We start from the raw sequence: 6863 nt of genomic DNA on the forward strand, positions 1-6863 counted from the left end.
ATGAAATCCTGCACCGCGCCTGCCAGCACCACGCCTGCGATCAGCCAGAGCGTGCCGGGCAAGTAACCCATTTGCGCGGCGAGCACCGGGCCGACCAAGGGGCCTGCGCCAGCAATGGCGGCAAAGTGGTGACCGAATAGAATGTGTTTGTTGGTCGGGACGTAATCCAGACCGTCATTGTTGAGTACCGCGGGCGTGGCCCGGGTCGGATCAAGTTGCATGACATGGGTGGCGATGAACAGGCTGTAGTAGCGGTACGCAACCAGGTAAATCGCGACGGCGGCGACGACAATCCAAAGGGCGTTGATGGCTTCGCCGCGGCGCAGCGCGACGACACCCAAGGCGCATGCCCCGAGGGCAGCGACGGCGAACCAACCCAGGTGTTTGGTCAGTCGGGTCATTGTGGGTCTCCTGCCCAAGCCTGTTGGCTTGTGGCGTAATTGTTATTGTTTGGTCCGCGGTAACGGAGCGTCGCCACTATCCGCGCTGCTGTCAGCAAGAGAAATTGGTATTACTACGGTAGTGACTGCGTAGTACTACCGAGATCGTCAGTGATCTGTAGGAGCCAACTTGTTGGCGAGACGGGTTGCACGGTGTGTCATTCAGGACGCCTCGCGAACAAGTTCGCTCCTACAGACGCAGAGTGCGACGAACCCTTGTAGGAGCGCGCTTGCCCGCGATGGCGGGGTGTCAGGCGATGAAGATGTTGAATGGGAGATAGCATTCGCGGGCAAGCGCGCTCCTACAAGTTTCATGGCCCATGGGAAACCTCGCTGAAATCCGGCGTTACGTGTCTAATACCGCCCCAAACAACAAGCGCGCGCGGGACCTCTCTCCATGCAACTCAAACACAAGATCGTGGCTCTGGGCATTTTGCCGTTGATCCTTGCGGTGTCGGTGATCTGCGCGCTGGTCATCGTGCAGAACCAGCGTCTGGGCGAGCAGCAGGCGCAGTTGATCGAAGACAGCATCCTGGCGAGCAAACGTGCGGAGCTGAAGAACTACGTCGAAATGGCCATGAGCGCCCTCACCCCGATCTATGAGAGCGGCCGCGACGACGAGCAGACCAAGCAGCAAGTGCTCGAAGAACTGTCGAAACTGAGCTTTGGCATCGACGGTTATTTCTTCGTCTACGATCGCAACGGCCGCAACCTGATGCACCCGCGCCAGGCGGCTTTGGTGGGCAAGGACCTGTGGAACATGACCGACCCCCAGGGCCTGCTGGTGATCCGCGCGCTGCTCAAAAGCGCCGAAAGTGGCGACGGCTTTCAGCATTACGCCTGGGAAAAGCCCTCCACCGGACAGATCACCGGCAAGCTGGCGCGGGTGGTGATGCTCGACCGCTGGGGCTGGATGCTCGGCACCGGCATCTATCTGGAGGACGTCGAACGCGCAACCCAGCAGGCGCGCAAGGAAGTCGCTCAGGGCATTTACGCGACCATGTTCGACATCGGCGCAGTGGCACTCGTGGCAGTGCTGCTGGTGTTCATCTGCGGGGTAACGCTCAATGCCAGCGAGCACCGTCTGGCCGACCGCAAGTTGCAGCTGCTCAACCAACGCATCATCAATTTGCAGGAAGAAGAGCGCTCGCGGCTGTCCCGGGAACTGCACGACGGCATCAGTCAGGTGCTGGTGTCGATCAAGTTCCAGTTCGAGCTTGCCAGCCTGCAACTGGAAGCGGGCAACGAGCACGGGATGGAGGCCCTGCGCCAGGGCACCGACCGACTGGGCGACGCCATCGGCGAAATCCGCACCATTTCCCATGACCTGCGCCCTTCCCTGCTCGACACCCTGGGCCTGGCTGCCGCCGTCACTCAACTGGTCGCCGAGTTCGAACAGCAAAGCGGCCTGGCGATTCATTACCAGCACAACCTGGGCAATCTCAAGCTCCAGGAAGGCGCGCCTGTTGCGCTGTTTCGTATCCTGCAGGAAGCCCTGACCAACATCGAGCGCCACGCCCATGCCAAAAACGTCTACATCAACCTGGACGGTAATCAGCGCCAGGTGCAGTTGTCGGTGCGCGATGACGGTGTGGGCTTTAAAGTCGATGTCGACCGATTGCAGGAGATACAGGGCGGCATCGGTTTGCGTAATATCCGCGAGCGCGTTGAACACTTCCACGGCCAACTGGCGTTATTCTCGGTACCCGGTCGCAGCGAACTGACCGTGACCATGCCGATCCGGGCCATCGCCTGAACCCTTCTTTTTCCAGCCAGGAATGATGTTGCGAACATGAGCCAGTCCCCCCCGATCCGCATCGCCCTGGTTGACGATCATTCTCTCGTACGCGACGGCGTGCGCGCCCTGCTCTCGGCCCGGCCGCAATTTGAAGTGGTGGGCGAAGCGGAAAACGCCGCTCAGGGATTGAAGCTGTGCGAAGAGGTCAAGCCCGACATCCTGCTGGTGGACATCGGCTTGCAGGACATGAACGGCCTGGAGCTGACCCAGTTGGTGCGCAGCCGCTGCCCGGCGATCAAGATTTTGATCCTGAGCATGTACGACAATCAGGAATACGTCGCCACTTCGATCCGCGTCGGCGCCAGCGGCTATGTGCTCAAGAACGCACCGTCACGGGAGATCGTCGCCGCCATTGAGGCAATCGCCACCGGTGGGACTTTTTACAGCGCCGAAGTGACGTTGAAACTGGTGTCGAAGCTGTCATCGAAAAAAACCGAAGAAAACGAGCTGACGCCACGGGAAGTGCAGGTGTTGGTTGGTCTGGCAAAAGGGCTGGACAACAAAACCATCGCCCGCGACCTGGCCATCAGCGTGCGAACGGTGGAGACCCATCGCCTGAGCATCCGGCGCAAGCTGAAAGTGGATAAACCGGCGGGGCTGGTGAAATACGCGATGGAGCATGGGTTGTTGTTGCCGTAATACATGTGCAAAACCTGTAGGAGCGCGCTTGCCCGCGAATACGGTTTATCAGAGAAAAATTTATTGGCTGACTCGACGCCATCGCGGGCAAGCGCGCTCCTACAACCGCAGCGACCCCATCAAGTCACCGGCACCATCCGCTCCGCCGTCTGCTGATCCACCGGCAACGCAAACCGGAACGTCGCACCCTGCCCCGCCACGTCCAGCAGATCCACCCGATGCCCGTGCAATTGCAAAATCTGATGCACGATGCGCAGCCCCAGCCCGCCATCACGTCGCGCGCCGCCGATGTTGAACGGGCGCAGAAACAAACCATCGCGCAGCTCTGGCGCAATCCCCGCACCGCTGTCACTGACCGTCACATCAACGAACTGACCTTGTGGCGCCAGGGTGATCTTCACTTCGCCGCCCCGTGGCGTATGGCGCAGCGCATTGTCCAGCAGGTTGGTCAGCACCCTCTCAATCAGGCCCAGGTCCGCGTGTACACCGGGAACCTTCGTCGCGAAATCAGGCGTCAGGGTTATGGTCTTGGCCTCGGCGCTCAGTTCGAACTTCTGGAAAATATCCTGCACCAGATCGGTCAACGAAAAGCGCTCGATCACCGGCACCACAAAACCGTGCTCCAGACGCACCAGTTCCAGCAGCGATTGCGCCAGACCGCCCACTTTCCGGCTCTGGTCCAGCGCGACGCCAAGGTAACGGCGTCGCTCTTCGGGGCTTAGGCTTGCGTCCTTGACCGACAGCACTTCCAGATAGCCGTGCAACGAGGCCAGCGGCGTGCGCAGGTCGTGGGAAATGTTGGCCACCAGTTCGCGGCGGTCCTGGCTTTGTCGGGTCAGGGTGCGCCACTGCTCGCTCAGTCGTGTCTGCATCTGCCGGAACGTCGCGTCCAGCACGCTGATTTCGTCTTCGGCGCCACGGTCCGATGCCACCGATGTTTCAGGCACCGCCAAGGCCACCGGCGCAGCGTTGATATCAAACCGGCCAACGGCATCGGTCAGTCGCCGCAATGGCCGGGTTATCAGCCCAAACGCGGCAAGCCCTGCCACCAGACACAACAACCCCACCAGTCCCATGGACCACAGCGCGGTCTTCAAAGCCTCACTGGTGGCGCCGCGCTCGGCAAACTGATCATGGGCCTCGCCCAGCAGTACTACGTAGAGAAACCCCGCTGGCCGCCCGGCCACCATCAAGGGCGCGGCACTGAATACTTTGCGGCCTTCGGTACTGCGCGGGTCGTCGCCCAGAATCGGCAGCGCATCACCCGCCATAAAGCGCTGTATCGGCCGCAAATCGATCTGCTGACGCAGCATCCGGTCCTTGGGCGCCGCGTCGCCAATGACCTTGCCGTTCACGTCCAGCAGATAGACCTCGACGCTAGGGTTGACCAGCATCAACTGTCCGAACAGCTGCCGGACGGCCTCGGGTTTGAGCCCGTTGGCGTCCATCAGTTGGGTGTCGTGAGCAATGTGCTGCGCCAGATCCCGCGACAAGCCCTGCACCACTTCCAGCTCGTGCATTTTGCTGGAGCGCACTTGCAACCACACCGAGGTGCCGCTGCACACCAGCAGCAACACCGCGAATACCAGCGAAAGCCGTTGCGTCAGGGACATTCTCACGCCTGCTCTCCCGGCTCGACAAACTTATAGCCACGGCCCCAGACCGTCAGAATCCGCAGCGGCTGCGCAGGATCGGCTTCGATCTTGGCCCGCAGGCGATTGATATGGGTATTGACCGTGTGCTCGTAACCTTCGTGGTTGTAGCCCCACACCGAATTGAGTAGATCCAGGCGGGAAAACACCTTGCCCGGCTGACGGGCGAAGAAGTACAGCAGATCGAATTCCCGGGGCGTGAGGTCCAGCTGACGGCCCTCCAGCGAGGCTTCGCGAGTCAGCGGATCGATGAACAATCCGGCGCTGGACAGGCTTCCCGAATCCATCTTCAGGTTGCGCGCCATCGCATCGACCCGGCGCAGCAAGGCTTTGACCCGCGCCACCAGTTCCATCATTGAAAAAGGCTTGGCCAGGTAATCGTCAGCGCCCAGCTCCAGGCCAAGAATGCGATGCATCTCGCTGGAACGTGCGCTGGTGATGATGATCGGGGTATAGCGGGTCATGGCGCGGGCCCGACGGCAGATTTCCAGGCCGTCGACGCCGGGCAGCATCAGGTCGAGAATCAGCGCATCCCAGCCGCCCTGCTCCAGAAGCCGCAAGCCTTTTTCGCCGTCGGCGCTGTGTACCACTTCAAAGTGCTCGTCTCGTAAATGCAGACAAATGAGATCGGCGATATGACTGTCGTCTTCGACCACCAGAACGCGTTTGGGCTGTTCCATCGAGTGCTGAACCTGCTAGGGCGCCGGGGTTGCGCGATGTCGCCATTGTGCAGCGTTTGCCAGCATCGAGTTATCACGAATTGTTTAACTCTGCGTGAGGATTTCGGGAGCAGCATGGGCCCAGTCTTGCTCTATCGCCTGATTGCCACCTGCTGCGCAGCGACTTCGAGGACCTCTTTCATGTTTTCAAGACGACAGTTTTTGACGTTGAGCGCCAGCGCCGGGGTCGCAGTGATCGCGCTGGGCGTGCTGCCAAAATTCGCCGATGGGGAAGCTCTGGCGCCAATGGATTCACCCATCGGCACTTTTGAAGTACAGCACACCGATGCCCAGTGGCGTGGGCTGCTCAGTGATGACCAGTATCAAGTGCTGCGCCACGAAGACACCGAACGGCCTTACAGCAGCCCGCTGAATGAAGAACACCGCGACGGCACGTTCGCCTGCGCCGGATGCGCGCTGCCACTGTTTGCCTCCCGCACGAAGTTCGACAGCCATACCGGTTGGCCGAGTTTCTGGGCACCGCTGGAGAACGCCACGGCAATACGCACGGATACCTCATTTGGCGTGACGCGCAAGGAAGTTCACTGTCGGCGCTGCGGTGGTCACTTAGGTCACGTGTTTACCGATGGCCCCAAACCCACGGGGCTGCGTTATTGCATGAACGGGCTGGCGATGACGTTTGAAAAGCTGGCGGCTTGAAGAGGCGACGCTACTCAACATTACTTCTGATTGAATTCTGGAGCGCTGCATGAAAAACCTGAACGCTTTAAAAGCCGCATTGCCAGCCTGGCGTCGTGGCGGTTTGCGCATGTTGGCCGGTGCGCTTTTGCTGCAAACCGCCGCTTGTTCGTTTGCCGGCAGTGAGGATTCCATAGCGCTCGCGCCGCCGCAAAAGGATGAAGTGGTCAGCACCGCGACCACCGAAACGGCGGTGCTGGCCGGTGGCTGTTTCTGGGGCGTGCAGGGGGTATTCCAACACGTCAACGGCGTCAAAAACGTCGTCTCCGGTTATGCCGGGGGCCAGGCTGATACGGCGCAATACGAGCGAGTCAGCGATGGCGACACCGGTCATGCGGAAGCGGTGAAGATCACCTTCGATCCGCAGCAGGTCAGTTACGGCACGCTGTTGCAGATATTCTTCTCAGTGGCGCACAACCCCACCGAACTGAACCGACAGGGGCCGGACCACGGCACGCAATATCGCTCGGCGATCTTCCCGGAAAGCGCGGCGCAACAGGCAGTCGCAAATGCCTACATCGCGCAACTGGACGCGGCCCATTCATTCAGCGCGCCCATCGTGACCAAAATCGAGACCGGCCAGCAGTTCTTCCCGGCCGAGGGCTACCACCAGAACTTTCTGACCACTCACCCGACCTATCCGTACATCGTGATCAATGACCTGCCCAAAGTCGGCCAGCTCAAGCAATTATTTGCCGACCGCTACAGCGACAAGCCGGTGCTGGTGAAAGAGGGGTTGTAAACGCGAATACCACTTTCTGCAGGAGCGAACTTGTTCGCGAGGTGGCGTACCTGACACACCGCACCGCTTTGCTCGCCAACAAGTTGGCTCCTACAGGTCATCGCTTCATGCAAACGCCACATTCTGTAGGAGCGAACTTGTTCGCGAGGCGGCGTACCTGACACACCGCACCGC

Annotated in this window: 7 protein-coding genes; 4 read left to right on the top strand and 3 right to left on the bottom strand. The window is 60.3% G+C overall.

All coding sequences use genetic code 11. From position 1 onward, the window contains the following. A partial coding sequence (locus ACWKV9_RS27425; protein WP_483839249.1) for a carbon starvation CstA family protein occupies window positions 1-401 on the bottom strand: 401 nt, incomplete at its 3' end. Window positions 402-837: 436 nt separating this feature from the next. Here ACWKV9_RS27425 and ACWKV9_RS27430 point away from each other — a divergent pair. Both ACWKV9_RS27430 and ACWKV9_RS27435 read left to right on the top strand, forming a co-directional pair. Beyond that, window positions 838-2196, top strand: coding sequence for a cache domain-containing protein (locus ACWKV9_RS27430; protein WP_483839250.1), 1359 nt, complete (start codon window positions 838-840; stop codon window positions 2194-2196). A gap of 36 nt (window positions 2197-2232) precedes the next feature. Continuing rightward, window positions 2233-2877 (top strand): response regulator, encoded by a 645-nt coding sequence (locus tag ACWKV9_RS27435; protein WP_483839251.1) that lies wholly within the window; start codon window positions 2233-2235, stop codon window positions 2875-2877. Between the two features lie 119 nt (window positions 2878-2996). On the opposite strand, the gene ACWKV9_RS27440 is transcribed toward ACWKV9_RS27435, so the two are convergent. After that, window positions 2997-4496, bottom strand: coding sequence for a sensor histidine kinase (locus tag ACWKV9_RS27440; protein WP_483839252.1), 1500 nt, complete (start codon window positions 4494-4496; stop codon window positions 2997-2999). Beyond that, a complete protein-coding gene (locus ACWKV9_RS27445; RefSeq protein WP_483839253.1) occupies window positions 4493-5209 on the bottom strand; it encodes a response regulator transcription factor in 717 nt (238 codons plus the stop codon). The genes ACWKV9_RS27440 and ACWKV9_RS27445 overlap by 4 nt, the downstream gene beginning before the upstream one ends. Window positions 5210-5389: 180 nt before the next feature. Here ACWKV9_RS27445 and msrB point away from each other — a divergent pair, with 180 nt between their 5' ends. Both msrB and msrA read left to right on the top strand, forming a co-directional pair. Further along, window positions 5390-5908: a peptide-methionine (R)-S-oxide reductase MsrB gene (gene msrB / locus ACWKV9_RS27450; protein WP_483839254.1), complete on the top strand. Its 519-nt coding sequence runs from the start codon at window positions 5390-5392 to the stop codon at window positions 5906-5908. A 49-nt stretch (window positions 5909-5957) separates the two neighbouring features. Continuing rightward, the gene (msrA, locus tag ACWKV9_RS27455) at window positions 5958-6689 is read left to right on the top strand and encodes a peptide-methionine (S)-S-oxide reductase MsrA (protein WP_483839255.1); all 732 of its coding nucleotides are present in this window, start codon (window positions 5958-5960) and stop codon (window positions 6687-6689) included. Window positions 6690-6863: the final 174 nt, after the last annotated feature.

Source organism: Pseudomonas corni (assembly GCF_057128765.1).

Coding starts and splice junctions, on each gene's coding strand:
- msrB (WP_483839254.1), top strand. CDS start 5,390: ATGTTTTCAAGACGACAGTTTTTGACGTTGAGCGCCAGCGCCGGGGTC.
- msrA (WP_483839255.1), top strand. CDS start 5,958: ATGAAAAACCTGAACGCTTTAAAAGCCGCATTGCCAGCCTGGCGTCGT.
- ACWKV9_RS27445 (WP_483839253.1), bottom strand. CDS start 5,209: ATGGAACAGCCCAAACGCGTTCTGGTGGTCGAAGACGACAGTCATATC.
- ACWKV9_RS27435 (WP_483839251.1), top strand. CDS start 2,233: ATGAGCCAGTCCCCCCCGATCCGCATCGCCCTGGTTGACGATCATTCT.
- ACWKV9_RS27430 (WP_483839250.1), top strand. CDS start 838: ATGCAACTCAAACACAAGATCGTGGCTCTGGGCATTTTGCCGTTGATC.